The 25,064-nt window shown below is 67.3% G+C and carries 26 protein-coding genes and 1 pseudogene; 17 read left to right on the forward strand and 10 right to left on the reverse strand.

Annotation, left to right across the window (positions count from 1 at the left end):
- Positions 1–7: 7 nt before the first annotated feature.
- The 4 genes from ACK8CO_RS18260 to scpB are packed head-to-tail and all read left to right on the forward strand — an operon-like array spanning position 8 to position 3,441.
- Complete coding sequence (locus ACK8CO_RS18260) at positions 8–982, forward strand: SPOR domain-containing protein (protein WP_414897564.1); 975 nt, start codon at positions 8–10, stop codon at positions 980–982.
- Positions 979–2,001, forward strand: a complete 1,023-nt coding sequence (gene nagZ, locus ACK8CO_RS18265) for a beta-N-acetylhexosaminidase (protein WP_414897565.1) — start codon at positions 979–981, stop codon at positions 1,999–2,001. Before ACK8CO_RS18260 ends, nagZ begins: the two co-directional genes overlap by 4 nt.
- A complete protein-coding gene (locus ACK8CO_RS18270; RefSeq protein WP_414897566.1) occupies positions 1,994–2,794 on the forward strand; it encodes a segregation and condensation protein A in 801 nt (266 codons plus the stop codon). Before nagZ ends, ACK8CO_RS18270 begins: the two co-directional genes overlap by 8 nt.
- Positions 2,794–3,441 (forward strand): SMC-Scp complex subunit ScpB, encoded by a 648-nt coding sequence (gene scpB, locus ACK8CO_RS18275; RefSeq protein WP_080616537.1) that lies wholly within the window; start codon positions 2,794–2,796, stop codon positions 3,439–3,441. The genes ACK8CO_RS18270 and scpB overlap by 1 nt, the downstream gene beginning before the upstream one ends.
- Before the next feature lie 3 nt (positions 3,442–3,444).
- Here scpB and ACK8CO_RS18280 read toward each other — a convergent pair whose 3' ends face one another.
- Genes ACK8CO_RS18280 through ACK8CO_RS18290 form a run of 3 tightly spaced genes read right to left on the reverse strand, consistent with a single transcriptional unit; the run spans position 3,445 to position 6,381 of the window.
- Positions 3,445–4,944 carry a tripartite tricarboxylate transporter permease gene (locus tag ACK8CO_RS18280; protein WP_414897567.1) on the reverse strand — a complete coding sequence of 500 codons (1,500 nt, stop codon included), beginning with the start codon at positions 4,942–4,944 and terminating at the stop codon, positions 3,445–3,447.
- Positions 4,941–5,390, reverse strand: a complete 450-nt coding sequence (locus ACK8CO_RS18285) for a tripartite tricarboxylate transporter TctB family protein (RefSeq protein WP_414897568.1) — start codon at positions 5,388–5,390, stop codon at positions 4,941–4,943. The genes ACK8CO_RS18280 and ACK8CO_RS18285 overlap by 4 nt, the downstream gene beginning before the upstream one ends.
- 10 nt (positions 5,391–5,400) lie before the next feature.
- Positions 5,401–6,381, reverse strand: coding sequence for a Bug family tripartite tricarboxylate transporter substrate binding protein (locus ACK8CO_RS18290; RefSeq protein ID WP_414897569.1), 981 nt, complete (start codon positions 6,379–6,381; stop codon positions 5,401–5,403).
- 295 nt (positions 6,382–6,676) lie between these two features.
- On the opposite strand from ACK8CO_RS18290, the gene ACK8CO_RS18295 reads away from it, so the two are divergent.
- The 4 genes from ACK8CO_RS18295 to ACK8CO_RS18310 all read left to right on the forward strand — a co-directional run bounded on the left by ACK8CO_RS18295 (position 6,677) and on the right by ACK8CO_RS18310 (position 10,092).
- A complete protein-coding gene (locus ACK8CO_RS18295) occupies positions 6,677–7,723 on the forward strand; it encodes a methionine ABC transporter ATP-binding protein (RefSeq protein ID WP_414899044.1) in 1,047 nt (348 codons plus the stop codon).
- Positions 7,713–8,387: a methionine ABC transporter permease gene (locus ACK8CO_RS18300; protein ID WP_080616532.1), complete on the forward strand. Its 675-nt coding sequence runs from the start codon at positions 7,713–7,715 to the stop codon at positions 8,385–8,387. The genes ACK8CO_RS18295 and ACK8CO_RS18300 overlap by 11 nt, the downstream gene beginning before the upstream one ends.
- Positions 8,388–8,427: 40 nt before the next feature.
- Positions 8,428–9,204: a MetQ/NlpA family ABC transporter substrate-binding protein gene (locus tag ACK8CO_RS18305; protein WP_414897570.1), complete on the forward strand. Its 777-nt coding sequence runs from the start codon at positions 8,428–8,430 to the stop codon at positions 9,202–9,204.
- Positions 9,205–9,507: 303 nt separating this feature from the next.
- Positions 9,508–10,092, forward strand: a complete 585-nt coding sequence (locus ACK8CO_RS18310; protein WP_414897571.1) for an HNH endonuclease — start codon at positions 9,508–9,510, stop codon at positions 10,090–10,092.
- Positions 10,093–10,141: 49 nt separating this feature from the next.
- Here ACK8CO_RS18310 and parE read toward each other — a convergent pair whose 3' ends face one another.
- Entirely contained in the window at positions 10,142–12,100 is a 1,959-nt protein-coding gene (parE, locus tag ACK8CO_RS18315; RefSeq protein ID WP_080616529.1) for a DNA topoisomerase IV subunit B, read from the reverse strand.
- A gap of 315 nt (positions 12,101–12,415) precedes the next feature.
- On the opposite strand from parE, the gene ppk2 reads away from it, so the two are divergent.
- The 3 genes from ppk2 (at position 12,416) to ACK8CO_RS18330 (ending at position 15,567) form a co-directional block, all read left to right on the forward strand.
- Positions 12,416–13,480 carry a polyphosphate kinase 2 gene (ppk2, locus tag ACK8CO_RS18320; protein WP_414897572.1) on the forward strand — a complete coding sequence of 355 codons (1,065 nt, stop codon included), beginning with the start codon at positions 12,416–12,418 and terminating at the stop codon, positions 13,478–13,480.
- A gap of 64 nt (positions 13,481–13,544) precedes the next feature.
- A complete protein-coding gene (locus ACK8CO_RS18325) occupies positions 13,545–14,150 on the forward strand; it encodes an SAM-dependent methyltransferase (protein WP_414897573.1) in 606 nt (201 codons plus the stop codon).
- Between the two features lie 58 nt (positions 14,151–14,208).
- Complete coding sequence (locus tag ACK8CO_RS18330) at positions 14,209–15,567, forward strand: MATE family efflux transporter (RefSeq protein ID WP_080616527.1); 1,359 nt, start codon at positions 14,209–14,211, stop codon at positions 15,565–15,567.
- A gap of 98 nt (positions 15,568–15,665) precedes the next feature.
- On the opposite strand, the gene ACK8CO_RS18335 is transcribed toward ACK8CO_RS18330, so the two are convergent.
- On the reverse strand, positions 15,666–16,868 hold the full coding sequence (locus tag ACK8CO_RS18335; RefSeq protein WP_080616526.1) for a pyridoxal phosphate-dependent aminotransferase: 1,203 nt from the start codon (positions 16,866–16,868) through the stop codon (positions 15,666–15,668).
- 89 nt (positions 16,869–16,957) lie between these two features.
- On the opposite strand from ACK8CO_RS18335, the gene ACK8CO_RS18340 reads away from it, so the two are divergent.
- The 3 genes from ACK8CO_RS18340 to ACK8CO_RS18350 all read left to right on the forward strand — a co-directional run bounded on the left by ACK8CO_RS18340 (position 16,958) and on the right by ACK8CO_RS18350 (position 18,209).
- Positions 16,958–17,362 (forward strand): helix-turn-helix domain-containing protein, encoded by a 405-nt coding sequence (locus tag ACK8CO_RS18340; RefSeq protein WP_080616525.1) that lies wholly within the window; start codon positions 16,958–16,960, stop codon positions 17,360–17,362.
- A gap of 1 nt (position 17,363) precedes the next feature.
- A complete protein-coding gene (locus tag ACK8CO_RS18345) occupies positions 17,364–17,624 on the forward strand; it encodes a succinate dehydrogenase assembly factor 2 (RefSeq protein ID WP_080616524.1) in 261 nt (86 codons plus the stop codon).
- Between the two features lie 87 nt (positions 17,625–17,711).
- On the forward strand, positions 17,712–18,209 hold the full coding sequence (locus ACK8CO_RS18350) for a MarR family winged helix-turn-helix transcriptional regulator (RefSeq protein WP_080616523.1): 498 nt from the start codon (positions 17,712–17,714) through the stop codon (positions 18,207–18,209).
- A gap of 264 nt (positions 18,210–18,473) precedes the next feature.
- On the opposite strand, the pseudogene ACK8CO_RS18355 reads toward ACK8CO_RS18350, so the two are convergent.
- The 3 genes and pseudogenes from ACK8CO_RS18355 to ACK8CO_RS18365 all read right to left on the reverse strand — a co-directional run.
- Positions 18,474–18,875, reverse strand: a pseudogene (locus ACK8CO_RS18355) (DUF1194 domain-containing protein); the annotation flags it as partial.
- Between the two features lie 59 nt (positions 18,876–18,934).
- On the reverse strand, positions 18,935–19,636 hold the full coding sequence (locus ACK8CO_RS18360; RefSeq protein WP_414897574.1) for a DUF1194 domain-containing protein: 702 nt from the start codon (positions 19,634–19,636) through the stop codon (positions 18,935–18,937).
- Positions 19,630–20,058, reverse strand: coding sequence for a VOC family protein (locus ACK8CO_RS18365; protein ID WP_414897575.1), 429 nt, complete (start codon positions 20,056–20,058; stop codon positions 19,630–19,632). Before ACK8CO_RS18365 ends, ACK8CO_RS18360 begins: the two co-directional genes overlap by 7 nt.
- Positions 20,059–20,404: 346 nt before the next feature.
- On the opposite strand from ACK8CO_RS18365, the gene thyX reads away from it, so the two are divergent.
- Together thyX and ACK8CO_RS18375 are read left to right on the forward strand one after the other, a co-directional pair.
- Complete coding sequence (gene thyX / locus ACK8CO_RS18370) at positions 20,405–21,316, forward strand: FAD-dependent thymidylate synthase (RefSeq protein WP_414897576.1); 912 nt, start codon at positions 20,405–20,407, stop codon at positions 21,314–21,316.
- 486 nt (positions 21,317–21,802) lie between these two features.
- Entirely contained in the window at positions 21,803–22,201 is a 399-nt protein-coding gene (locus tag ACK8CO_RS18375) for a DUF2177 family protein (protein WP_155774168.1), read from the forward strand.
- Between the two features lie 61 nt (positions 22,202–22,262).
- On the opposite strand, the gene ACK8CO_RS18380 is transcribed toward ACK8CO_RS18375, so the two are convergent.
- Positions 22,263–22,469 carry a cold-shock protein gene (locus ACK8CO_RS18380; protein WP_042461564.1) on the reverse strand — a complete coding sequence of 69 codons (207 nt, stop codon included), beginning with the start codon at positions 22,467–22,469 and terminating at the stop codon, positions 22,263–22,265.
- A 222-nt stretch (positions 22,470–22,691) separates the two neighbouring features.
- Between ACK8CO_RS18380 and ACK8CO_RS18385 the strand changes: the two genes are divergently transcribed.
- Positions 22,692–23,018, forward strand: coding sequence for an arsenate reductase family protein (locus ACK8CO_RS18385; RefSeq protein WP_414897577.1), 327 nt, complete (start codon positions 22,692–22,694; stop codon positions 23,016–23,018).
- A gap of 82 nt (positions 23,019–23,100) precedes the next feature.
- Here ACK8CO_RS18385 and thrS read toward each other — a convergent pair whose 3' ends face one another.
- Positions 23,101–25,047 (reverse strand): threonine--tRNA ligase, encoded by a 1,947-nt coding sequence (gene thrS, locus ACK8CO_RS18390; RefSeq protein ID WP_414897578.1) that lies wholly within the window; start codon positions 25,045–25,047, stop codon positions 23,101–23,103.
- Positions 25,048–25,064: the final 17 nt, after the last annotated feature.

Here is a 25,064-nt window from a genome sequence, read left to right on the forward strand (position 1 = left end):
GGCGGCAATGGCAGAAATCGATTTCGACGCGATGCGCGGGGCGGGCGGGCATGACCCCGCGCCGTCCCTCAGGACGATGGTGAACTGGGCCGGTGGCCTGGTCTCGCTGGCCCTCGTGGCCGGGCTGTTCGTCTGGGGCTATCAGATCGTGGTCCGCGATGTCAGCGGTGTGCCGGTGATCCGCGCGCTCGAAGGGCCGATGCGGATCGCGCCCGACGATCCCGGCGGGCGTCAGGCCGAGCATCAGGGGCTTGCGGTCAACCGCGTGGCCGCCGAGGGCGAGGCCGCACCGCCGCCCGACATGCTGCGCCTCGCGCCCGCGCCGGTCGATCTGGCCGGGGATGACCGGCCGGTGATCGTGCCGCAGCCCGCTGCCGCCCTGTCCTCGGATCGGGCCGCAGATCGGGCCGCAGATCCGGGTGCGGATGCGTCCGAGCCGGTTCTGGCCGCGCTCAACCTTTCCGATACGCCCCTATCCGATGCCGCTGGCGGGGCGGTGTTCGATGCCGCCGATGCCGATCTGGCCGTTGGCGCGGCAGAGGCAGAGGCGGAACCGGGCACGGCCGAAGCCGAGGCCCTGCCGCTGCCTCAGGGTGGGCTGCGCCAGTCGCCGCGCCCGGCGGCCCGGCCGCAGGAAGACCTGGCGACCCGCGCCGCCATTGCCTCGGCCCGTGCCGCGATGGATGCCCCCGCGCCCACCGAGGTCGCGGCCGCCAGCATCCCGCCCGGGACCGCGCTTGTGCAGCTTGGCGCCTTCGACAGCGGCGACGAGGCCCGCGGGGTCTGGGACAGCCTGTCGGGTCAGCGCAGCTTTGCCGGTTTCTTCTCTGACAAGACCCGTGTGATCCAGACCGTCGACCGCGGCGGCAGGACCTTCTTCCGGCTGCGTGCCTCGGGCTTTGCCGACATGGCGGCGGCGCGGCGGTTCTGCGCGGCGGTCTCGGCCGAGGGTGCGGACTGCATTCCGGTGGTGGCGCGGTGAGCGACGGTCTCGGGGCTTTCATCGCCGGTTGTTCCGGTCTGGCCCTGACACCGGCCGAACAGGCCTTCTTCGCCGAGACCCGACCCTTCGGCTTCATCCTCTTCGCCCGCAATGTCGCCGATCCCGACCAGCTTCGCCGCCTGACCCGGGATCTGCGGCAGACCGTGGGCCGCGACGCGCCGATCCTGATCGATCAGGAGGGCGGCCGCGTCCAGCGCCTGCGCCCGCCGCATTGGCGCAGCTGGGCGCCTGCGTTCGACCAGATCGCGGCCGCGGGGCCGGAGCCGGAGGGCGCCGCGCGCTCGATGTATCTGCGCGCCCGGCTGATCGCCTGCGAACTGTCGGCGCTCGGCATCGATGTCGATTGCGCGCCGGTGGCCGATATCGCGCGCCCCGAGACCCATGAGATCCTGAAGAACCGCTGTTACGGGACCGATCCCTCCCTGGTGATCGCCTGTGCCCGGGCCACGGCCGAGGGGCTGCTTGCGGGCGGCGTTCTGCCGGTGATCAAGCATATCCCGGGCCATGGCCGGGCCAGCGCCGACAGCCATCTGCATCTGCCCCGGGTCAAGACCGGAGCGCAGGAGTTGCAGGCCACCGATTTTTCGGTCTTCCGCGCGCTCGCGGACCAGCCGATGGCGATGACGGCCCATGTCGTCTATGACGCGCTCGATCCCGACCGCCCTGCCACCGTCTCGCCTGCGGCCATCTCGGCGATCCGCGACGAGATCGGGTTCGGCGGCTTCCTGATGTCGGATGATGTCTCGATGCAGGCGCTGAGCGGCAGCATCGCCGAACGCAGCCGGGCTTCGATCGCTGCGGGCTGCGACGCGGTTCTGCATTGCAATGGCGATATGGATGAGATGGCCGAGGTTGCCGGGGCCTGCGGCACGCTGACCGGGCCGGCCGCAGAGCGCGCCGCCCGGGCGCTGGCCTGCCGTCGTCCGCCAGAGCCGTTCGATCCGGCCGCTGCCCTGGCCGAGCTTCACGGGCTGCTGGGGACGGCCGCCCATGGCTGAGCCTCCCGTCGGTCCGACGGATGGTGCCGCCGAGGCCGAGAATGTCGCCGCGCGGCAGGCGGCCGAGGCGCTGATTGTCGATGTCGACGGTTTCGAGGGGCCGCTCGACATGCTGCTGACGCTGGCCCGGACCCAGAAGGTCGATCTGCGCAGGATCTCGGTTCTGCATCTGGCCGAGCAGTATCTGGCCTTCGTCGAGACCGCCAAGAGCCTCCGGATCGAGCTGGCCGCCGATTACCTGGTGATGGCGGCCTGGCTGGCCTTCCTGAAATCGCGGCTGCTGCTGCCGCCCGACCCGACCGAGGACGGCCCCTCGGCCGAGGATCTGGCCGCGCATCTGGCCTTCCAGCTGGAACGGCTCGAGGCGATGCGGGGCGTCGCGGCACGGTTGATGGGGCGCGATCAGAAGGGCCGCGACTTCTTCGTGCGCGGCCTGCCCGAAGGCGTCGCGCGGGTGCGCCGGGTGCAATATACCGCGACGCTGCTCGATCTGATGCAGGCCTATGCCCGGATCCGCACCCGCGACGATTTCCGGCCCTATGCGCTGGATCGCGAGGCGGTCTATACCATGGAAGAGGCTTTGGAGCGGATGCGCGGGCTGATCGGCTATGCCGGGGACTGGATCGACCTTTCGAGCTGGCTGCCCGAGGGCTGGCAGGCCGATCCCGTCCGTCGCCGCTCGGCCACCGCCGCGCATTTCGCGGCCTCGCTCGAACTCGTCAAGCAGGGCCAGCTCGAACTGCGCCAGTCCGAGACCTTCGCCCCGATCCAGATCCGCCGGAAGCCGCATTGATGAGCCGCCCGCCCGAGACCGAAGAGGACGCCGAGGCCAGCCTGTTCGAGGCGCCGCCCGCGGCCGAGCAGGAGCGCATGGTCGAGGCCATCCTCTTTGCCTCTGCCGAGCCGGTGCGGGTGGCCGAGATGAACGCCCGCATGCCGCATGGCTGCGATGCCGCGCGTGCGCTCGAGACGCTTGCGCGCCGCTATGAGGGGCGGGGGGTGCATCTGGTGCGGGTGGGCGAGGCCTGGGCCTTCCGCACCGCCCCCGATCTGGGCTTCCTGATGCAGAAGGAAACCGTCGAGATGCGCAAGCTCTCGCGGGCCGCGATCGAGACGCTGGCGATCATCGCCTATCACCAGCCGGTGACGCGGGCCGAGATCGAGGAGATCCGCGGCGTCTCGGTCAGCCGCGGCACCGTCGATCAGCTGCTGGATCTGGAATGGATCCGTTTCGGCCGGCGCCGGATGACCCCCGGCCGGCCCGTGACCTATGTCGTGACCGAGGCCTTTCTCGATCATTTCGGGCTGGAAAGCGCCCGCGATCTGCCGGGTCTGCGCGAATTGCGCGCTGCGGGTCTGCTCGACAGCCGCCCGATGCCCGGTTCGGAAGACGAGGACGGAACCGACAGCCAGGGCGACATGTTCGAGGACGAAAGCTGAGGCTCAGCCTCTCCGGCGCGCCGCCCGCCGCCGCCAGGCCTGCCACAGCGCCAGCACCAGAAGCCCCGCCGTCGCCAGCACGAAACCGGCCGCGATGGGGCGTTCGAGAAAGATCATCGGATCGCCCCGGCCGATCAGCATCGCGCGCCGCAGATTGGTCTCGATCAGCGGGCCGAGCACGAAGCCCAGCAGCAGAAGCGCCGGGCTGAACCGCGCCAGAGCCAGCAGATAGCCCGCCAGGCCGATGGCCGCGACTGCCAGGATGTCGAATGTCAGCCCGCGCACCGAATAGACCCCGAGGCAGAGGAAGACGAGGATCGCCGGGTAGAGCCAGCGGAACGGGATGCGCAGCATCGAGACCCAGATCCCGATCAGCGGCAGGTTCAGGATCAGAAGCAGCAGGTTGCCGATCCCGAAACTCGCCACCAGCCCCCAGAACATCTCGGGCCGGGCCTCGAGCATCAGGGGCCCCGGCTGGATCCCGTGAATGACCAGCGCGCCCAGCATCAGCGCCATGATCGGATCGCCCGGAATGCCAAGCGTCAGCGTCGGCACGAAGGCCGAGATCGCTGCGGCGTTGTTGGCGGCCTCGGGTGCCGAGACACCCTCGATCGCGCCGTTGCCGAACCGCTCGGGGCGGCGCGAGACGCGGCGTTCCAGCGCATAGGCCAGGAAGGAGGACAGCGTCGAGCCGGTGCCCGGCAGCGCGCCGAAGAAGCTGCCAAGCGCGCCGCCACGCAGGATCGGGCCGGGCAGGCGCCGCAGATCGTCGCGCCGGGGCATCAGCCCGCGCAGCCCGATCCTTTCGGTCACGCCCTGCCGGTCGGGGTCGCGGACATTGGCGATCAGCTCGGCCACGCCGAACAGCCCCATCGCCAGCGCCACGAGGTTGATGCCATCCAGCAGCTCGGTCCGGCCGAAGGTGAAGCGCTGGACCCCGGAATTGACATCGGTGCCGACACAGCCCAGCAAAAGCCCCAGCACGACCATGGCGAAGCTCTTGACCGGGCTTGTCGAGCCGATGGTCGAGGCGGCGACCAGCCCGAGGATCATCATCGCGGCGTAATCGGCCGCCCCGAAGGCCGTGGCCGCGCGCGACAGCCAGCCCGCCAGCGTCACCAGCACCGCGATGCCGATCAGCGAGCCCGCGAAGGACGAGGCCATGGCGGTGAAGAGGGCCACGCCCGCGCGGCCCTCGCGCGCCAGCGGATAGCCGTCGAGCGAGGTCACCGCCGATTGCGGCGTGCCTGGCAGGCGCATCAGGATCGAGGCGACCGAGCCGCCATATTGCGCGCCGTAATAGACGCCCGCCAGCATGATCAGCGCGGCTTCGGGGGTGATGTAATAGGTGATCGGCAGCAGAAGCGAGATCGCCGCCATCGCGCCGATGCCGGGCAGCACGCCGACAAAGGTGCCCAGCACCACGCCGAGGACGCAATAGACCAGCACCCCGGGCTGAAGCGCAAAGCCGATGCCGTGCAGAAGGCCCTCCCAGGTGGTCATGAGAGGCGCGGCCAGAGCGGGATGTTCATCCGAAGCCCGAGGCCGAAGACAAGCACGGTCAGGGCCGAGATCGCCAGGGCCAGCACCAGGCGCCAGACACGGCCGGGATGGGGGGCGGGCAGCGTGGCGATCAGCACCGCCGCCGCGGTCGCGCCGACAAGGCCGATCCGGAACAGCCCGAGGCCGAAGACGAGGATCGCGGCCAGCACCGCCAGCACCGCGCAGGGCTCGAAGCCGGGCCGGGGGCCTGCCTGCCGTCCGAGCGCGGGCAGGGCGATCGCCAGCCCGAGCCCGGTCAGAAGCGTGCCGAGCGCCACCGGGAAGAAGCCCGGCCCCATCCGGCGCAGGCTGCCGATATCGTAATGCGCAAGGGCCCAGCCCGCCGCCGCCGCGCCAAGCGCGGCCAGCGCGAGGCCGCCGAGGATGTCGGGCCAGTCCTTCTGCATCGGGGCGGCCTCAGGGCTGGGCTTCGACCCGGTCGATCACCGCGCCCCACATCGCGGTATCGGCCGAGATCCGCTCGGCCAGATCCGCGGGCGTGCCCGGCGCGGCCTGCCAGCCGATGGCCAGGAGTTTCTGCTGCACCTCGGGATCGGCGAGGATCTTCCCGATCTCGGTATTCAGCCGCGCGATCACCGCCGGGTCGGTCCCGACAGGCGCGATGAAGGCGTTCCAGAGCTCGGCCCGGAAATCGGCGGGCAGCCCGGCCCGCCCGGCCAGGACGGGCACGTCGGGCGCTTGCGGGAAGGGTTCGGCCGAGGTGATGCCCAGCAGGCGCATCCGGCCCGCGTCGACCTGCGGCAGCGCGGCCGAAGGCGCCATGAAGCCTGCATCGATCTCGCCGCCGACGATCGAGGTGGTGACCTCGGCATAGCTGGCGAAGGGGATGTGCAGCAGGCTGACGCCCGCGGCGTCGGCAAAGAGCTCGGCGGTCAGATGCGCGCCCGAGCCCTGGCCGACCGAGCCGTAGCTGAGAAACTCGGGCTCGGTTCCGGCCGCGGCGACGAAGCTTTCGAGATCGGTGAAATCCGAGCTGGCCGAGACCGCCAGGACCAGCGGCGAGGTCGCGATCAGCGTCACCGGCGCGATATCGGTGGTTGCGTCATAGCCCGTCGATGGCATCAGCCGGGCGGCGGTGGTCAGCGGGCCGTTGATGGTGGTGGCAAAGCTGAGGCCATCGCCGGCATTGGCCAGCATCTGCTGCACCCCGATCACGCCGCCCGCGCCGGGCTTGTTCTCGACCACGACCGGCTGGCCGAGCCGCTCTGCCAGCGGCTCGGTGATGATCCGGGTCAGCGTGTCGGGCGAGGACCCGGCCGGGAAACCGACATAGACATGAATCGGCGCGGTGGGCCAGGCCTCCTGGGCCGCGGCGGGCAGGGCGGTGAGGGCAAGGGCCCCGGCAAGTGCGGCGCGGCGCGTCATCGGGATGGTCACGTCTGGTCTCCTTTTCGCTCGGCGCCAAAGGACACGATCGCGGCGGCCTTTTCAACCGGCTTCCTGCGGACCCGATCCGGGGCGGAAGACGGCGCGGACGGAACGCCGGCCGGGTGGGCGCGAAGGCCGCGGAACGCGCCGTGCGGCGGGGGTGGGGCACGCGGAACGATCACTCGGCCGGTCACCGCGGAACGGGACGGGGTTTTTAATTGGCCGCTATCGGCTCTGCGGGGTTGCACCCGGCCCGGCTTTGGGGCACCCGACGGCCGATGAAAAGACAGTGAAACGGAACGCCATGACCGGGGCGACGATCAGTTTTGAGAATGTCGGCAAGTTCTTTGCCGGCGGGGCCAAGGGCCGGGTGACGGCGTTGCAGGATGTGTCCCTGACGGTGGCCCCGGGCGAGATCTGCGGCATCATCGGTCGCTCGGGCGCGGGCAAGTCGACGCTTCTGCGCATGGTCAACGGGCTTGAGCGGCCAAGCGAGGGCATGGTCAGCGTGGGCGGCAAGGATGTCGGCCGGGCGCGCGGCGCCGCGCTGCGGGCGATCCGCCGCGATGTCGGGATGATCTTCCAGCATTTCAACCTGCTGGCCTCGCGCACGGTCCATGGCAATATCGCGATGCCGCTGGAAATCGCTGGCGTGGCCTCGGCCGAGATCCGGAGCCGGGTCGGGGATCTGATCGCCCGGGTCGGGCTCGAGGCGCAGGCCGACCGCTATCCGGCCGAGCTGTCGGGCGGGCAGAAACAGCGGGTGGGCATCGCCCGGGCGCTGGCCACCCGGCCCAAGGTGCTGCTCTCGGACGAGGCGACCTCGGCGCTCGATCCCGAGACCACGCAGACCGTGCTTGCGCTGCTGCGCGACATCAACCGCGATCTGGGCCTGACGATCCTGCTGATCACCCATGAAATGGCCGTGGTGCGTGACATCGCCAGCCATGTGGCGGTGATCGATCAGGGCCGGATCGTCGAGGCAGGCCCGACCTATGACGTCTTCGTTGCGCCGCAGCATCCGACGACGCGCTCCTTCCTGTCGGGAGTGACCGGCATCACGCTGCCGCGCTTCGTCTCGGGCCGTCTGCTCGGGACCCGGCCGGGCGGCGAGGCCGAAGAGGTTCTGCGGGTTACCTTCGCGGGCGCCCATGCGACCGATCCGATGCTGGCCCGGATGACGGCCGAGCGCGGGATCTCGGTCAATATCCTCGCCGGCGCCATCGAGGAGATCGGCCCGCATCCCTTCGGTAACCTGCTGATCTCGGTCGATGCCGCGCGCGGGGCCGAGGCGCGCGACTATCTCAACCGCCACGGCCTGTCGACGGAGGTGCTTGGCTATGTCCGCTAACCTGATCGCGCTTCTGATCGAGGCGACGCTGCAGACGCTTTACATGGTCTCGGCCGCGGCCGTTCTGGGTACGCTGTTCGGGCTGCCGCTGGGGGTGTTCCTGGCCACGTCGCAGCGTGGCGAGCTGTTGTCCGCACCCTTGGTGAACAAGGTGCTGGGGCTTGTCGTCAATGCCGCGCGCTCGGTGCCCTTCATCATCCTCGTGGTCGCGATCATCCCCTTCACCCGGGCGCTGGTCGGCACCTCGATCGGCACCGATGCCGCCATCGTGCCCCTGACCATCGCCGCCACGCCCTTCATCGCGCGGCTGGTCGAGAATGCCATCCGCGAGGTCGATGCCGGGCTGATCGAGGCTGCGCGCGCGATGGGGGCGACGCCGTTGCAGATCATCCGCAAGGTGCTGCTGCGCGAGTCGCTGCCGGGCATCGTCCTGGGTCTCACGCTCGCCGTTGTCAGCCTGATCGGCTATTCCGCCATGGTCGGTGCGGTCGGCGGCGAGGGCTTGGGCGATCTGGGCATCCGCTACGGCTATCAGCGCTTCATGCCCGACGTTATGCTGGCCGTCGTCGTGATCCTGATCGTGATGGTCCAGCTCGTGCAATCTTTCGGCGAATGGATCGCCGCGCGGGTCGATCGCCGCGCGCCGCGCAATCGCGGCCACTGATTTTCCGAAGAGCTCCCGCAGACAAGAAAGGACCCTTCCGATGCTGCGTCTGATCCCACTCGTTTCCGCCCTCGCGCTGTCCGCCGGTACAGCCTTTGCCGATGACATCCGTGTCGGCGTCTCGCCCGGCGAGCATGCCGAGATCATGGAAGAGGTCGCCAAGGTCGCCGCGACTGCCGGCCTGACCGTCGATATCGTCGAATTCTCGGACTATGTGGTGCCGAACCAGGCGCTGGCCGATGGCGATCTTGACGCCAACAGCTTCCAGCACCGTCCCTATCTCGAGAACCAGATCAAGGATCGCGGTTTCGATCTGGTCGAGGTCGCGACCACCATCACCACGCCGATGGGGATCTATTCCGACAAGATCGAGGACCTGGCCGATCTGCCCGAGAAGGCCCGGGTCGCGATCCCGAACGATCCGACCAATGGCGGACGGGCGCTGTTGCTCCTGCAGGAGCTCGGGCTGGTCAAGCTGGCCGAGGGCACGGGGCTCGTGCCGAGCCCGCTCGACATCGAGGACAACCCCAAGGGACTGAAATTCCTCGAACTCGACGCGGCGCAACTGCCGCGCGCGCTTGCCGATGCCGAGATCGCGGTGATCAACACCAATTACGCCATCGCGGCCGGGCTCAGCCCGAAAACCGACGCCATCGCGATGGAATCTGCCGACAACCCCTATGTGAACATCATCGTGGTGCGCGACGGCGATCAGGACAAGCCCTGGGTCGAGGCTCTGGTGGAGGCCTATCACAGCCCCGAGGTGAAGGCCTTCATCGATGAGAAATACGATGGCGCGGTGCTGACCAGCTGGTAAGCCTTTCCGGGCAGGCCGCTTGCGTCGTGGCCTGCCCATCCCCCGGCCTCCCGGTCCGGCCCGGGGGCCGGCGCTGACCGACGATGCGACTGCTTGCCTGTTTTTTGGGCGCAGATCTTTCCGGCGGCCAAAACGATCGTCACAACGACGTTACGAAGCCGCTGTAGTCAGCCGCCATCGGGCCACCGCATCTGCGGGGCTTGTCAGGTGGCGAACGCCATATATAGTCAAAAGCATGGCAAGGGACGGGCTCGTCCCGTCCCGTGGCCGGGCAGGCGGACGGGGCAGAGGCTGACGATCACGATGGACGGCGATTTCAGGACTTCATTCGTACGGGAGCCGGGCTCCCTCAGGCAGCATCCGGCGCTTGTTCTGAACGCCGATTACCGGCCACTCTCCTACTATCCGCTGTCTCTCTGGCCCTGGCAGGAGGCGGTCAAGGCGGCCTTCCTTCACCGGGTCGATATCGTGGCCGAATATGACAAGGTGGTCCGAAGTCCGACCAGGACGATCCGAATACCCTCCGTTGTCGTCCTCAAAGACTATGTCAAACCGCAGAGGCGCGTGGCTTTCACGCGCTTCAATCTTTTTCTGAGGGACGAATTCACCTGCCAGTATTGCGGCTCGCGGGGCGATCTGACCTTCGACCATGTGGTGCCGCGCGCGCGCGGCGGCATCACCAGCTGGGAGAATGTGGTCGCGGCCTGTTCGCGCTGCAATCTGCGCAAGGGCTCGAAAAGCCTGCGTCAGGCGGGCATGACGCTGCGCCGCGCGCCCCGGCGTCCGGGGGCGGGCGACCTGCGCGATATCGGCCGCAAGTTCCCGCCGAATTATCTCCATGCGAGCTGGCTCGATTTCCTCTACTGGGATGCCGAGCTGGAAGCCTGAGCGCGCCTTCCCCGTGCCGTCGGCAGGGCGGTTCCTCCGGACGGGGCGGCTAGATGTCGACCTCCTGCACGAAGCGGGCATTTTCCTGGATATACTGGAAGCGCAGCTCGGGTTTCTTGCCCATCAGCCGCTCGACCAGATCGGCGGTCTCTCCGGGCTCGTCCTCGTCGATCGAGACCCGGATCAGCTTGCGCGAGGCCGGATCCATGGTGGTTTCCTTCAGGTCCTTGGCATCCATCTCGCCGAGGCCCTTGAACCGGCTGACGTCGATCTTGCCCTTGCCGCCCAGACCCTTGGCCAGCCACATCTCCTTTTCGGCCTCGTCGAGCGCATAGATCCGTTTCGGCCCCTGTGTCAGGCGGAACAGCGGCGGGCAGGCGAGGTAAAGGTGGCCCTGGTCGATCAGCGGGCGCATCTGGGTGAAGAAGAAGGTCATCAGGAGCGACGCGATATGGGCGCCGTCGACATCGGCATCGGTCATGATGATGACCTTGTCATAGCGCAGATCGTCGATGTTGAAGCGCGTGCCGAGCCCGGTCCCCAGCGCCTGGGTCAGATCGTTGATCTCGGCATTCGAGCCGAGCTTGGACGAGGCCGCGCCCAGCACGTTCAGGATCTTGCCCCTGAGCGGCAACAACGCCTGGGTCTTGCGGTCGCGCGCCATCTTGGCCGAGCCGCCGGCCGAGTCGCCCTCGACTATGAACAGCTCGGTGCCGCTGCGATTGGTGGCCGAACAGTCGACCAGCTTGCCCGGCAGCCTGAGCCGCTTGGTGGCCGATTTGCGCTGGGTTTCCTTTTCGGCGCGGCGGCGCAGCCGCTCCTCGGCGCGCAGCACGAGGAAATCGAGGATCGCGCCCGCGGCCTTGGTATCCGAGGCCAGCCAGTTGTCGAAATGGTCGCGCACCGCGCCTTCGACCATGCGCTGGGCCTCGGTGGTGGCGAGGCGGTCCTTGGTCTGGCCGACGAATTCGGGTTCGCGGATGAAGGTCGAGACGATGGCGCAGCCGCCGGTCATCAGGTCGTCGCGGGTGATCTGGGCGGCCTTGCGGTTGTTGGTGAGCTCGCCATAGGCCCGCAGCCCCTTCAGGATCGCCGACCAGAAGCCCGCCTCATGGGTGCCGCCCTCGGGGGTGGGGATGGTGTTGCAATAGGACTGGATGAAGCCGTCGCGGGAGGGCGTCCAGTTCACCGCCCATTCGACCGAGCCGGGCTGGCCGAACTTCTCCTGAAAGCCGACCTTGCCCGAGAACGGGCGCTCGGCATAGGTCGAGGCCCCTTCGAGGGTCTCGCTGAGGTAGTCGGCCAGCCCGCCGGGGAAGTGGAACACCGCTTCCATCGGCGTGTCGCCATCCGCAATGGCGGTCTTCCAGCGGATCTCGACGCCCGAGAACAGATAGGCCTTCGAGCGGACCATCTTCAGAAGCCGTCCCGGCCGGAAGCGGTGATGGCCGAAGATCTGTTCGTCGGCATGGAAGGTGACGGTGGTGCCCCGGCGGTTCGGCGCGGCGCCGAGCTTCTCGACCGGACCCTGCGGCACCCCGCGCGAGAAATCCTGGGCGAACAGCTCGCGGTTGCGCGCCACCTCGACCCGAAGCCGGTCCGAGAGCGCGTTCACCACCGAGACGCCGACGCCATGCAGACCGCCCGAGGTCTCATAGGCCTTGCCCGAGAACTTGCCGCCCGCATGCAGCGTGCAGAGGATCACCTCGAGCGCGGACTTGTCGGGAAATTTCGGATGCGGATCGACCGGGATGCCGCGGCCATTGTCGCGGATCGTCACCGAATGATCGCCATGCAGCTCGACCTCGATCCGGGTGGCATGGCCCGCGACCGCCTCGTCCATGGCATTGTCGAGAACCTCGGCCACCAGATGGTGCAACGCCCGCTCATCGGTGCCGCCGATATACATGCCGGGGCGCTTGCGGACGGGCTCGAGCCCCTCCAGCACCTCGATCGAGGAGGCGTCATAGGTGTCACGGCTGGCGCCGGAGAGCAGATCGTCGGCCATTCTTCGCTCTATCTTGTGGATGCTCGCGGGCATCTTCGCAGGTTTGGGGGGCGGGGGAAAGGCCCGCCTGCCGTCTTGCGGCAGGTTCTCGTTTCCCGACGGGCCCCGACGGGCGCCGGCGGGTGCCAGCGTCCCGGGCCGGGGCGCGCATCGCGAAACCGGGCAGGGGCCGGGCAGGGCGCTCAATCGGGCGGCAACCGCAGAGGCATTGGGGAAGGCATTGCGGCCGCCGTAACCGATTCCCGAGTTTCTCCGGGGCCGACTCGCCCGCGTCGGGGTAGACTTGACCCCGTTCTCGCCGGGAAGGAGATATGCATGGATCCGCTCACCCCGCCATCCGGGGCGCAGAAATCTGCGACCTCGCCCGACACGGAGCAAACCGAGACGGAGCAAACCGAGACGGAGCAGACCGAGACAGACGAGACCGAGACAGCGTCGGCGGCGCGGCCGGGCGCCGCTGCGCCTGCCGCCCCGGTGCCGGGCCCTCGGGGATCCGCTCCGAAGACGGAGGCGCCGCCTGTCTCTGCCGCCGATATCGTCCATGGCTTCGAAACCGGCGAATATCCCTATCGCTCGAAGATGTCGCGCCGCAGCTACGAGGCGCAGAAGGCCAGGCTGCAGGCCGAATTGCTGAAGGTCCAGATCTGGGCGCAGGAGAGCGGCCAGAAATTCGTGATCCTGTTCGAGGGCCGCGATGCCGCCGGCAAGGGCGGCACGATCAAGCGCTTCATGGAGCATCTCAACCCGCGCAGTGCCCGGGTCGTGGCGCTGAACAAGCCCAGCGAGGACGAGCGCGGCCAGTGGTTCTTTCAGCGCTATGTGCGCGAGCTGCCGACAGCGGGCGAAATGGTATTCTACGACCGCTCCTGGTACAACCGGGCGGGGGTCGAGCGGGTGATGGGGTTCTGCACCCCGAACGAGTATCTCGAATTCATGCGCCAGACGCCCGATCTTGAACGCATGCTGGTGCGCTCGGGGCTGCGGTTGTTCAAGTACTGGTTCTCGGTGACCCGGGAAGAACAGCGCCGGCGGTTTCTTGCACGCGAGACAGACCCGCTGAAACGCTGGAAACTGTCTCCCATCGACAAGGCCAGCCTCGACAAGTGGGACGACTATACCGACGCCAAGGAGGCGATGTTCTTCTATACCGACACCGCCGACGCGCCCTGGACGATCATCAAGTCGAATGACAAGAAGCGCGCGCGGCTGAACTGCATGCGCCATTTCCTGCACGGGCTCGATTACCCCGGCAAGGATCCCAAGCTGGCCCATGCGCCCGACCCGCTGATCGTCGGAAGGGCCGAACATGTGATCCACAAGGCCGAGCATATCCTCGGCACCTCTCTGCCTCCCGACCTGCGCCGGGGCCGCGAGGACTGAGCGCGCCCGCCCGGCTTGCGCCGGGCGTTTCGAAGGCCATATCGGCGGGCAGGAGGATCTGCCGATGTGGAATGAGCGTTACGCCGGAGACGACTATCTGTTCGGGACCGAGCCTTCGGCCTTTCTGACGCGCGAGGCGGCGCGGCTGCCGCCCGGCGCACAGGTGCTGTCGGTCGCCGAGGGCGAGGGGCGGAACGCGGTCTGGCTGGCGGGGCAGGGGCACAAGGTGACCGCCGTCGAGGCCGCGCCCAATGCGCTTGCCAAGGCGCGACGGCTGGCCGGGGCGCGTGGCGTGAGCGTCACGTTTTGCGAGGCCGATGTCGAGCGCTGGGACTGGACGCCCGGCGCTTATGATGCGGTTCTGGGCATCTTCATCCAGTTCGGCGACCGCGCCGCGCAGGACCGGATCTTCGCGGGGATGCGGCGGACGCTCAGGCCGGGCGGGCTGGTCCTGTTGCAGGGCTATGCGCCGCGGCAGGTCGAGTACGGCACCGGCGGGCCGGGCGATCCGGCGAAGATGTATACCGAGCCGCTCCTGCGCGAGCGCTTCGCCGGGTTCGAGATCCTGATGCTGCGCGATTACGACACCGAGCTGGCCGACGGGCCGGGCCATTCCGGCCGTTCGGCGCTGGTCGAGATGGTGGCCCGAAAGCCGCGTCCCGAGGCATGACGCACCCCCGCAAGGCGGGGCTCTTGCCGCCGCCCCGGGGCGGGGCTATGCCCCGGGCATGACGTCCGCACAATCCCCTTCATTGTCCGCGCATCTGCGCGCGACACTCGCCCTCGGGCTGCCGCTTGTCGGCAGCCACCTGGCGCAATTCGGCATTTCGCTGACCGATGCGATCATGCTCGGCTGGTACGATGTCGGCGCGCTGGCGGCCGAGGTGCTGGCGACGTCGCTGTTCTTCGTGCTGTTCGTGGTGATCTCGGGCTTTGCCTGGGCGGTGATGCCGATGATCGCGACCGCCGCGGCAGCGGGCGACGAGACCCAGGTCCGGCGCGTGACCCGGATGGCGCTGTGGATCTGCCTCGGCTTCGGGCTGCTGACCGTGCCCGTCTTCTTCATGTCCGAGCGCTTCTTCCTCGCATTGGGCCAGACCGCCGGTCTGTCGGCCATGGCGCAGGACTATCTGGTCGTCGGCGGTCCGGGCCTGTTGCCGGCGCTGGTGGTGATGGTGCTGAAAAGCTATCTCGCGGCGCTGGAACGCGCCCGGGTGGTGCTGTGGATCACGCTTGGCGCGGTCGCGGTCAACGCCTTTGGCAACTATATGCTGATCTTCGGCAAGTTCGGCCTGCCCGAGCTGGGTCTGCAGGGTGCGGCGCTGTCCTCGCTGATCGTGAACCTGGTGTCGATGGTTGCGGTCATGGTCTACGTCCTCTGGGCCACGCCCGAGCACGCGCTGTTCCGCAGGATCTGGCGTCCGGACTGGGAGGCGTTCTGGCGGGTGTTCCGGCTGGGCTGGCCGATCGGGCTGACAAACCTTGCCGAGGTCGGGCTTTTCGCGGCCTCGTCGGTGATGATGGGCTGGATCGGCGAGGTCACGCTGGCCGCGCATGGCATCGCGCTGCAGATCACCTCGGCGATCTTCATGGTTCATCTGGGGCTGTCGAACGCGGCGACGATCCGGGCGGGCGCGGCGCTTGGCCGGCGCGATCGGACCGGGCTTTATCGCGGCGCGGTGGCGGCCTTCGGGGTGTCGGGGGTTGCGGTGGCGGTTTCGGTCGTGGCCTTTCTGGTCTGGCCCGAGCCGCTGATCGGGCTGTTCCTCGACCCCGGCTCGTCCGACCGGGCGGCGGTCATGGCCGTCGGTACCGGGCTTCTGGCGGCGGCAGCTCTGTTCCAGCTGGTCGATGCGGCGCAGGTGATGGCGCTGGGCCTTCTGCGCGGGGTTCAGGATACCCGGGTGCCGATGGTGATGGCGGGGATCAGCTACTGGCTGGTGGGAATGCCGGTCGGATACGCGCTGGGATTCGGGCTTGGCTGGGGCGGCGTCGGCATCTGGCTGGGGCTCGCCTCGGGGCTGGCGCTGGCGGGCGTTCTGATGATGAGCCGGTTCTGGTCGCGCGACTGGGTGCCCGCCGTCTGATGGCGGGCCTTCTGTCTGGAGTGCGCCCGATATGGCTTGATGACCGTGAGGCTGGCGCCCGCGCTTGCCCCTGAGGGGGGCCGGCGGGCGCCGCGATTTCAGCTCAGGCCGGCACAGAAGTCCTGGATGCGGGTGCAGGCCTCTTTCAGCGCCTCATCCGAGGTCGCGTAGCTGACCCGGAAGTTGGGCGACAGCCCGAAGGCCGCGCCGAAGACCACGGCCACGCCCTTTTCCTCCAGCAGCGCGGTCGCGAAGACCTCGTCATTCTCGATCTTCACCCCGGCGGGCGTCGTCTTGCCGATGCAGCCCGCGATCGAGGGATAGACGTAGAAGGCGCCCTCGGGCACCGGGCAGTCGATGCCCTCGGCCTGGTTCAGCATCTCGACCACCATGTCGCGGCGGCGCTGGAACACCGCGTTGTTCGACGCGATGAAATCCTGCGGGCCGGTCAGCGCCTCGAGTGCGGCCCATTGCGAGATCGAGCAGGGGTTCGAGGTCGATTGCGACTGGATCTTGCCCATCGCCTTGATCAGGGCGGCGGGGCCCGCGGCATAGCCGATCCGCCAGCCGGTCATGGCATAGGCCTTCGAGACGCCGTTGCAGGTCAGGGTGCGGTCGTAAAGCCCGGGCTCGACTTCGGCGGGGGTGCAGAATTCAAAATCGCCATAGGTCAGCTTTTCATACATGTCATCGGACATGATATGCACATGCGGATGGCGCATCAGCACCTCGGTCAGCGCCTTCAGCTGATCGCGCGTATAGCCTGCGCCGGTCGGGTTCGAGGGCGAGTTGAAGATGAACCACTTGGTCTTCGGCGTGATCGCCGCTTCCAGAGCCTCGGGCGTGATCCGGAAACCGGTCTCCATCTTGCCTTCGACGATGACCGGCTCGCCGCCCGCCAGCAGCACCATGTCGGGATAGCTGACCCAGTAGGGCGCGGGGATGATCACCTCGTCGCCGGGGTTGAGCGTCGCCATCAGCGCGTTGTAGAGGATCTGCTTGCCGCCGGTCCCGACGCTGACCTGGGCCGGTTCGTAATCGAGATTGTTGTCGGCCTTGAACTTGGCGCAGATCGCCTTTTTCAGCTCGGGCAGGCCATCGACGGCGGTGTATTTCGTCTCGCCCCGGTCGATGGCGGCCTTGGCCGCGTCCTTGACGTTCTGGGGCGTGTCGAAATCGGGCTCGCCCGCGCCAAGACCGATCACGTCCTTGCCCGCGGCCTTGAGTTCCCGAGCCTTGGTGCTTACCGCGATGGTCGGCGAGGGTTTCACACGCGCGAGTGTCGCAGACAGGAAGGACATGGTCGTCTCCGGTTTGAAGTTGGGGTCACTTTCTCATAGGGTGCCTTAGGAAACCGTTCAAGCGGCTTTGCCGAAAGGAGCTTGCACCGATGGGCACTTCCGAACCCGACGCAGCCGACTGGTATTCCGAGGATGCGGCCACTTTCGGCGACCGGGTGATCGCCGCGCGCGAGGCGCTGAGCATGACCCAGACCGAACTGGCCAAGCGGCTGGGCGTCCGGCTCGATACAGTGAAGGACTGGGAAGACGATCTGAGCGAGCCGCGCTCGAACAAGCTGCAGACGCTGGCGGGCGTTCTCAACGTGTCCATCATGTGGCTTCTGAACGGGCATGGCGACGGGCTTGAGGGGCCGGCCGACGAGGCGGTCATTCCCGGCGATGTGCGCAGCATCCTGGGCGAGATCCGCGCGGTGCGGGCCGACATGACGCGGCTTGCCAACCGGCTTGGGGTGCTGGAAAAGCGGCTTCGTCAGGCGTTGAAGGAGCATGGCTGAGATGACCGAGTCGACCGAGTCCCGCCGCAAGCGGATGCACATCCGGGCCTGGCGGCGCGGCACCAAGGAAATGGACCTGATCCTCGGCGGCTATGCCGATGCCCGACTGGCGGCCATGGACGAGACCGAGCTTGAGGCTTTCGACGCTTTGCTCGCCCAGGACGACCACGCCCTCTATCAATGGGTTACGGGGCAGGCGGCGGCGCCCGAAGCCTTCGCGCCTCTGGTCGCCGAACTGGCTGCGCGACCGGCCCAGGGCTAGGAGTTTCCCGCCTTTTCCGCGTTTTAACCGAATATTCGCGACTCATTTCATATTCCTGTCCCGGCACTGCGAACAGCGGAGACTGAAATGAGCATCCATTCCCCCATCCCGGAGGGCGATCATCGGGAAGTCATGACCGACTATCTCGAGGCGCTTTCCCTGGTCGAGCGGCTGCACCGCCTGCTGCTGGACGTGATCAAGGACGAGTTCGAGCGCCTCGGCGTGCTGGAACTGAACTCGGTCCAGGCCCTTCTGCTGTTCAATATCGGCGAGAACGAGGTGACCGCGGGCGAACTGAAATCCCGAGGCTACTATCAGGGTTCGAACGTGTCCTACAATCTCAAGAAACTCGTCGAGAAAGGCTATATGCACCATCAGCGCTGCGAGATCGACCGCCGTGCCGTGCGTGTGCGTCTGACGCCCAAGGGCCGCGAGATCCGCGAAATCGTGGGTCGGCTGTTCTCGCGCCATGCCGAGGGGCTGGTGGCGCGCGATGTCATCGACGATGACGGCCTGCGCGACATCACCGCGGCGCTGAAGCGCATGGAGCGCTACTGGTCGGATCAGATCCGCTACATCTACTGAGGCCTGCGGGGCGGGGGCGGGGTCTGTCCGGCGGTCATGCTCGGCAGCTCGCGCAGAAGCTTGCGCGCCACCGCCGCTGCGAGGTGGGAAAAGCCGCTGGCGATCCCGGCGCAGGCAACGGGCCCGCCTGGCAGCCCGGCCCGGAAATGATCGACCCGCTCGTCGCAATCGGCCCTGGCAGGATCGACCGCGTATCGCGGCGCCGATACCGATCGCCTGCGCATCGGCTCTGACCTCGCCGTTTGCGGCCTGTCGCGGCCGTTCGTTCGAGGGACTGTCGCCGGTCAGACCGAGCGTCGCCCGCCAGAGGTCGCTGCGTTCTGTCGGCAGCATGCCGCCCCGGCCAAGTGCCGCCTTCATGGCCATGATCCGCTCCGGCGAGGGGCTGCCGGTCCGGCGCAGCCTCTCGGCCACCCGTGCCAATGTCGCCGGGCTGGCGATTTCCGTCGCGGACAGGATCAGCCTCTGATCGGGCAGGCCGCTCCCTTCGAAGATTGTCAGCGCGACCGGTGCCGGGGGATCTGCCGGAACGCCGCCCACATCTCGGGCCGCAGCAGCGCCGGGGCCAGCCCGTCGCGCTGGAGCAGATCGTTCCCGGCATCGACGCAGCCCGAGACATCCAGCCCGGTGGCCGGCGGCAGCCGGCGGCCCTGGGGCGGGCAGCATACGGGGCGGTTCAGAAGAGCAGTCCCAGCGCGCGCGACCCCGGCCCCGGGCGTATCGGCTCAGCCACCGCCCGGCGGCAGGGCGAGGCGCCCGCCATAGACCCGCGCCGAGACCTCGCGCATCAGCTTGCGCCGGATCGCGCGCTCGAAATCGGCAAAGTCGCGCGCGGTCTCGACGAAGGCGCCGGGCCCCCGGATCACCCGGTCGCGGTAGAAGGCGAAGACCTCGGAATCGCTGGGGCTGCCGCCGCCGATTGCCAAGCCGTTGACCGTGATGCCCTGGAAGGGAAAGCTGCGATAGGCCAGCTCGGGGCCGAAGCCGTCATTGTTGATGCCGTCGCCCGAGATGTCGAGGGTCCGCGCCGCGCAATCGGGCGCGCTGTCGAACAGCCGCGCCCCGAAGCCGAGCCCGAAGCCCATCGCGGTGGGGAAGGCTGCATAGGAGCGGCGCGATCCGGCAATCGTCTCGGCCGCGCCGAGCATCGCCTCGGGGCTGTCCATCATCCTCCAGCCCAGCACCACGCGCTGCTGATAGCGTCCGCTCCATTCATAGACGGCCAGGGCCACCGGCAGTTCGGGCACCGACAGGAACTCGGCCTGGATCTCGGGTGCGGCCAGCGCCGCGGCCAGTCCGGCCCGCTGCAGCGCGTCTTCGCCCGGATCGACCGAGGACGAGATGTCGAGAGCAAGAAGCAGGGCCAGCCGACAGCCGGCCTCTGCCTTGAAGGGCGCAAGCGCCAGGAAGGCGGCGAGCCTTACCAATGCCCCGTATTGGGCATGCTGGCCCAGGGTTCGGCCGGGGCCAGCGCCTCGCCGATCTGCAACAGCTCGATCGAGATATTGTCGGGGCTGCGCACGAAGGCCATATGCCCGTCGCGCGGCGGACGGTTGATGGTCACGCCGGCCTCCTGCAGGCGCGCGCAGATGTCGTAGATATTCTCGACCCCATAGGCGAGATGGCCGAAATGACGGCTGTCCGAGGGCAGCCCGTCGTCGCCGTCCCAGTTATAGGTCAGCTCGACCGGGCAGTCTTCCTGTCCGGGAGGGGCGAGGAAGATCAGGGTGAAGCGGCCCTTGTCATTCTCGACCCGCCGGGTCTCGGTCAGTCCGAGCAGGCGGTAGAACGCCAGGGATGCCTCGAGGTCCTTCACCCGGACCATGGTGTGCAGGTAACGAATTTTCATGCATGCCTCCGTCTTCTGCGCTGCCATCTAGGACGGATCGGCAGCTCGGCGAGGGGGCAGAGGACCCCGCCCTGATGGATGCGGGCGTCGGCGCAGGTACCAAGGGGGGCAGGCACGACGGGGCTGCGCCCGGCCCCCGTTCCGTTCGAAGCCTGCTGGCCGCGGCATCTGCCTGTTTTCGTCAAAGCGCAGGTTCCTCGTCCGGGCGCGTGTCGCAGAGCGCGGGCCGTTGCAGGAAAACATCGCCGGGCCTTGCTGCACGAGCCACAGGATGTCGCCGTTTTTCTTGGCGTCCGGCATATATATAGTCCGCCGCGACTCACATGCTTGCCGGAAAGGACGCCCGATGCCCGTGACTGAGGATCAGCTAGCCGAGATCGAGGCCCAGCGCGCCGAGACCGCGCCGACCCGTCGGGTGGTGGCCGAGGGCATGGAGGCCCGGCTTTACACCCTTCATCCGGTGCTCGACCACGGTTTCGTGCGGGTGGTCGACTATATGGGCGACGATGCCGCGATCTGTCAGGCGGCACGGGTCAGCTACGGGCGCGGCACCAAGGCGGTCTCGAATGACGAGGGGCTGATCCGCTACCTGATGCGGCACTGGCATTCGACGCCCTTCGAGATGTGCGAGGTCAAGTTTCACGTCAAGCTGCCGGTTTTCGTCGCCCGGCAATGGATCCGTCACCGCACGGCGAATGTGAACGAATATTCGGCGCGTTATTCGATCCTCGACCGTGAATTCTACATTCCCGCCCCCGACGCGCTGGCCGCGCAATCGACGGTGAACAACCAGGGCCGCGGCGAGCTTCTGGAAGGCGAGGAAGCGGCGCGGGTGCTGGAGATCCTCAAAGCCGATGCCGGACGCTGCTATGACAATTACGAGGCGATGCTGGGGCAGGACGGCCAGAAGGGGCTGGCGCGCGAATTGGCGCGGATGAACCTGCCCTCGAATATCTACACGCAATGGTACTGGAAATGCGATCTGCACAATCTGTTCCATTTCCTGCGCCTGCGCGCCGACAGCCATGCGCAATACGAGATCCGGGTCTATGCGCAGACCATCTGCGAAATCGTGGCCGATTGGGTGCCGGTGGCCTACAAGGCCTTCGAGGATTACCGCATCGGCGGGGTCAACCTCTCGGGACCGGCGATGGACTGCATCCGTCGCATGCTGAAGGGCGAGGCCGTGACGCAGGAAACCTCGGGCATGTCGAAGGGGGAATGGCGTGAATTCGAGGGCGTCCTGAAGCGGGACTGAGCGGCGGCCATGTCGGATGCTGCGGCCATGGTCGCCAGTTGCCGGTTGCGCTGAGAAGGCTGACCGAGGGGAAGGCGTTGATCCGACATCCCCGGGGGGCGCGGCTTTCGTCGGGCCAGCGGTCTTGCAAGGCATTGGCAGGACAAAGTGCAAGGACGGGAGGCCCGAAACGCCCTCGTGCCGCGGAATTGAAACCCGCCTTGCCCCGACCATGCGGGGCAAGCGGCTCTCTGCGGTAAGCTAGCCTCCTCTCGGCAGGGGACCGGACGGGGGATGGCCGGTCGGAACAGGGCGGCCAGCCCGCCGACAAGGCGCAGAGCGCAACCGGCGCGCCCAGCCGCACCTTGTCAGGTCCCATGGCCCGGTTTCCGATCTCGGCGGTCGTGCCTGCCTCACGGCTTCGGGCAAGGTCCGGGGAACCCGCACCGCACTCCGGACGTTGGCCGCCCGTAAGGGAAAAGCCATGAAGGAGCGGCAATGTCCGTCATCATCGCCATCATTCTATATCTGGTCACGGTGCTGGTATTTCTGGCGCTCGATGCCTTGATGCTGCGCCATGTCATGCAGCCGCTTTTCGCGCGCTATCTCGGCGACTGGATGCGCGACCGGCCACGCATGGGGGCGGCGGCGGTGTTCTACATGGCCTATGTTCTTGGGCTTGTCTGGCTGGTGTCCTGGCCCGCGCTGGTGCGAGGCAATCCGGGACAGGCGCTGATCGAGGGCATGGTGGTCGGCGCAATGGCCTATGGGACCTATGAATTCACCAATTTCGCGACGCTGAAACGCTGGTCGCCGCTGCAGGTGGCGCTCGATACCTGCTGGGGGACCATTCTGACCGGGGTCTCGGCCTGTATCGGGGTCTTCGTCGCGCGGATCTTCGTCTGACGCGCGACATCCGGTGAACAGTGGCAGCAGGCGCTGCCACCGTCCGCGTCTGCGTCTGCGATCAGATAGCCCTGAGATCCCCGGCCGACTTGCGACCGTCGCGGCCCTCGATCATTTCATAGGCGACCTTCTGATTATCGCTCAACCCGGTCATGCCAGCGCGCTCGACGGCGGAAATGTGCACGAACACGTCCTTGCCGCCATCGTCGGGGGCGATGAAGCCGTAGCCCTTGGTGGTGTTGAACCATTTCACGGTGCCGGTGGGCATCGTCTGTCTCTCCTCGGTCTTTTCCGCGCCCGCGGGATTGCGGCGCGGTAGGTCACAGCCAGGTCTTCCAGTCTTCCGGCTGCCCCTGAAGGAGGAGCGGTCGTCCAGGTCGTCTGCCGTCACATGAGAAACAATGCAGTAAGATTCGTGAAAAAATCAAGACCCCTGTAGATTGCACCGTAAACTCGGCTAGGTTGTGCTGGAAAACAATCGAGGTTTGGAATGGTTATTTACGGTTTAAAAACATGCGATTCCTGTCGAAAGGCAAAGTCGGCGCTGTTGGGCATGGGCAAGGAGGTCCAATTGCACGACCTGCGCGACGATCCGCTGAGCCGGGATGAGCTGGCCCGATTCCTCGCGGCGCTGGGGCCGGATCTGGTGAATCGGCGGTCGACCACATGGCGCGGGCTCGACGAGGCGGCGCGGGCGGGCGATCCGCTCGATCTGCTCGAGGCCCATCCGACGCTGATGAAACGCCCGGTCATCGAGGCCGGGGGGCAGCTTTACCTGGGCTGGAACGCCAGGACCGAAGCCGCGCTGAACGGCTGAGGCACCGGGGGCTTGCAGGCCTGCAGACAGATCGAAGGCGCCGGATCGCCCGGCGCCTTTTCGTTTCGTGCAGCTCTTCGGCTCAGGCCAGATCGGGGGCCTTTGCATCCGCCGTCAGCGTGGCGACGATGGCATCGAGCGCCAGGGTCTCGGTGCGGTTTTCGCCCAGACGGCGGACAGAGACCGTACGCTCCTCGACTTCGCGCGGACCGATGGCTAGGATTACCGGCACCTTGGACAGCGAATGTTCGCGGACCTTGTAGTTGATCTTCTCGTTGCGAATGTCGGCCTCGGCGCGGACGCCCGCGGCCTTCAGCGTCGCGACGATCTCGGCCACGTAATCGTCGGCCTCCGACACGATCGAGGCCACCACGACCTGGCGCGGCGCCAGCCAGAACGGCAGCTTGCCTGCGTAATTCTCGATCAATATGCCGATGAACCGTTCGAACGAGCCCACGACCGCACGGTGCAGCATGATCGGGCGGTGCTTGTCGCCATCGGCGCCGATATAGGTCGCGTCCAGCCGTTCGGGCAGGTTCGGGTCGACCTGCAGCGTGCCGCATTGCCAGTCGCGCCCGATGGCATCGCGCAGCACGAATTCGAGCTTGGGCCCGTAGAACGCGCCTTCGCCCTCGTTGATCTCGTACTCGTAGCCGGCGGCACGGCAGGCCGCTCCCAGCGCCTCTTCGGTGCGGTCCCAGCTTTCCTCGCTGCCGATGCGTTTCTCGGGGCGGGTCGAGAGCTTGACCGACCAGTCCGTGAAGCCGAGATCGGCATAGATCTTCGCCAGGAAGTCGATGAATTTCTTGGCTTCGGCCTCGATCTGATCCTCGGTGCAGAAGATATGCGCGTCATCCTGGGTAAAGCCGCGCACCCGCATGATGCCATGCAGCGCGCCCGAGGGTTCATAGCGGTTGCAGGACCCGAATTCGGCCATCCGCAAGGGCAGGTCGCGATAGGATTTGAGGCCCTGATTGAAGATCTGCACATGGCAGGGGCAGTTCATCGGCTTGAGCGCGTTGACGGCTTTCTGGCGGGCATGCTCCTCGTCGACTTCGACGATGAACATGTTTTCCTGGTAATTGTCCCAGTGCCCCGATTTCTCCCAGAGCTTGCGCTCGACGACCTGCGGGGTGTTCACCTCGACATAGCCGTCGCGCTCCTGCTGGCGGCGCATGTAATCCTGCAGCGTGGTGTAGATCTTCCAGCCATTCGGGTGCCAGAAGATCTGGCCCGGGGCCTCTTCCTGCAGGTGGAACAGATCCATCTCGCGGCCCAGCTTGCGATGGTCGCGCTTCTCGGCCTCTTCGAGGAAGGTCAGGTAATCCTTCAGCTCCTGCCGGCTGCGGAAGCCCACGCCATAGATCCGCTGCAGCATCGGCCGGTCCGAGTCGCCGCGCCAATAGGCGCCCGCGACCTTCATCAGCTTGAAGGCGTCGGCGGGCACCTGGCCGGTATGCTGAAGATGCGGACCGCGGCAGAGATCCTGCCAGTCGCCATGCCAGTACATCCGGATCTGCTGATCCTCGGGAATCATGCCGACGAGTTCCACCTTGTAGGGCTCGTCATTGTCCTCGTAATGCTTCACGGCGCGGGCACGGTCCCAGATCTCGGTGCGGACCGGGTCGCGGGCATTGATGATCTCTTTCATCTTCGCCTCGATCTGGCCCAGATCCTCGGGGGTGAAGGGCTCGGCACGGTCGAAATCGTAATACCAGCCGTTCTCGATGACCGGGCCGATGGTGACCTTCACATCGGGCCAGAGCGCCTGCACCGCCCGCGCCATGATATGCGCGAGGTCATGCCGGATCAGTTCCAGCGCCGGGGCGTCGTCCTTCATGGTGTTGATGGCGATCGAGGCATCTTCCGTGATCGGCCATTGCAGGTCGAAATGGCGGCCATTGACCTGGGCCGAAATCGCCTTCTTGGCCAGCGAGTTGGAGATGCCGGCCGCGATCTCGGCGGGGGTGATCCCGGCCTCGAACTCGCGCTGATTGCCATCGGGGAAGGTGAGAGTGATCTGGCCCATATCTGGCCTCCTCGTCG

Source organism: Rhodovulum sp. HP10 (assembly GCF_047553435.1).
In the GTDB taxonomy this organism is placed as follows: Bacteria; Pseudomonadota; Alphaproteobacteria; order Rhodobacterales; family Rhodobacteraceae; genus Rhodovulum.

What these genes read in the sequence shown, in the direction of transcription:
- ACK8CO_RS18300 (WP_080616532.1), top strand. Translation starts at nt 7,713, where the DNA reads ATGTCCGCTAACCTGATCGCGCTTCTGATCGAGGCGACGCTGCAGACG.
- ACK8CO_RS18335 (WP_080616526.1), bottom strand. Translation starts at nt 16,868, where the DNA reads ATGTCCTTCCTGTCTGCGACACTCGCGCGTGTGAAACCCTCGCCGACC.
- ACK8CO_RS18345 (WP_080616524.1), top strand. Translation starts at nt 17,364, where the DNA reads ATGACCGAGTCGACCGAGTCCCGCCGCAAGCGGATGCACATCCGGGCC.
- scpB (WP_080616537.1), top strand. Translation starts at nt 2,794, where the DNA reads ATGAGCCGCCCGCCCGAGACCGAAGAGGACGCCGAGGCCAGCCTGTTC.
- ACK8CO_RS18270 (WP_414897566.1), top strand. Translation starts at nt 1,994, where the DNA reads ATGGCTGAGCCTCCCGTCGGTCCGACGGATGGTGCCGCCGAGGCCGAG.
- ACK8CO_RS18295 (WP_414899044.1), top strand. Translation starts at nt 6,677, where the DNA reads ATGACCGGGGCGACGATCAGTTTTGAGAATGTCGGCAAGTTCTTTGCC.
- ACK8CO_RS18340 (WP_080616525.1), top strand. Translation starts at nt 16,958, where the DNA reads ATGGGCACTTCCGAACCCGACGCAGCCGACTGGTATTCCGAGGATGCG.
- ACK8CO_RS18305 (WP_414897570.1), top strand. Translation starts at nt 8,428, where the DNA reads ATGCTGCGTCTGATCCCACTCGTTTCCGCCCTCGCGCTGTCCGCCGGT.
- ACK8CO_RS18330 (WP_080616527.1), top strand. Translation starts at nt 14,209, where the DNA reads ATGACGTCCGCACAATCCCCTTCATTGTCCGCGCATCTGCGCGCGACA.
- thrS (WP_414897578.1), bottom strand. Translation starts at nt 25,047, where the DNA reads ATGGGCCAGATCACTCTCACCTTCCCCGATGGCAATCAGCGCGAGTTC.
- ACK8CO_RS18380 (WP_042461564.1), bottom strand. Translation starts at nt 22,469, where the DNA reads ATGCCCACCGGCACCGTGAAATGGTTCAACACCACCAAGGGCTACGGC.
- ACK8CO_RS18350 (WP_080616523.1), top strand. Translation starts at nt 17,712, where the DNA reads ATGAGCATCCATTCCCCCATCCCGGAGGGCGATCATCGGGAAGTCATG.
- ACK8CO_RS18365 (WP_414897575.1), bottom strand. Translation starts at nt 20,058, where the DNA reads ATGAAAATTCGTTACCTGCACACCATGGTCCGGGTGAAGGACCTCGAG.
- ppk2 (WP_414897572.1), top strand. Translation starts at nt 12,416, where the DNA reads ATGGATCCGCTCACCCCGCCATCCGGGGCGCAGAAATCTGCGACCTCG.
- ACK8CO_RS18310 (WP_414897571.1), top strand. Translation starts at nt 9,508, where the DNA reads ATGGACGGCGATTTCAGGACTTCATTCGTACGGGAGCCGGGCTCCCTC.
- ACK8CO_RS18260 (WP_414897564.1), top strand. Translation starts at nt 8, where the DNA reads ATGGCAGAAATCGATTTCGACGCGATGCGCGGGGCGGGCGGGCATGAC.
- thyX (WP_414897576.1), top strand. Translation starts at nt 20,405, where the DNA reads ATGCCCGTGACTGAGGATCAGCTAGCCGAGATCGAGGCCCAGCGCGCC.
- ACK8CO_RS18385 (WP_414897577.1), top strand. Translation starts at nt 22,692, where the DNA reads ATGGTTATTTACGGTTTAAAAACATGCGATTCCTGTCGAAAGGCAAAG.
- ACK8CO_RS18285 (WP_414897568.1), bottom strand. Translation starts at nt 5,390, where the DNA reads ATGCAGAAGGACTGGCCCGACATCCTCGGCGGCCTCGCGCTGGCCGCG.
- ACK8CO_RS18280 (WP_414897567.1), bottom strand. Translation starts at nt 4,944, where the DNA reads ATGACCACCTGGGAGGGCCTTCTGCACGGCATCGGCTTTGCGCTTCAG.
- ACK8CO_RS18325 (WP_414897573.1), top strand. Translation starts at nt 13,545, where the DNA reads ATGTGGAATGAGCGTTACGCCGGAGACGACTATCTGTTCGGGACCGAG.
- parE (WP_080616529.1), bottom strand. Translation starts at nt 12,100, where the DNA reads ATGGCCGACGATCTGCTCTCCGGCGCCAGCCGTGACACCTATGACGCC.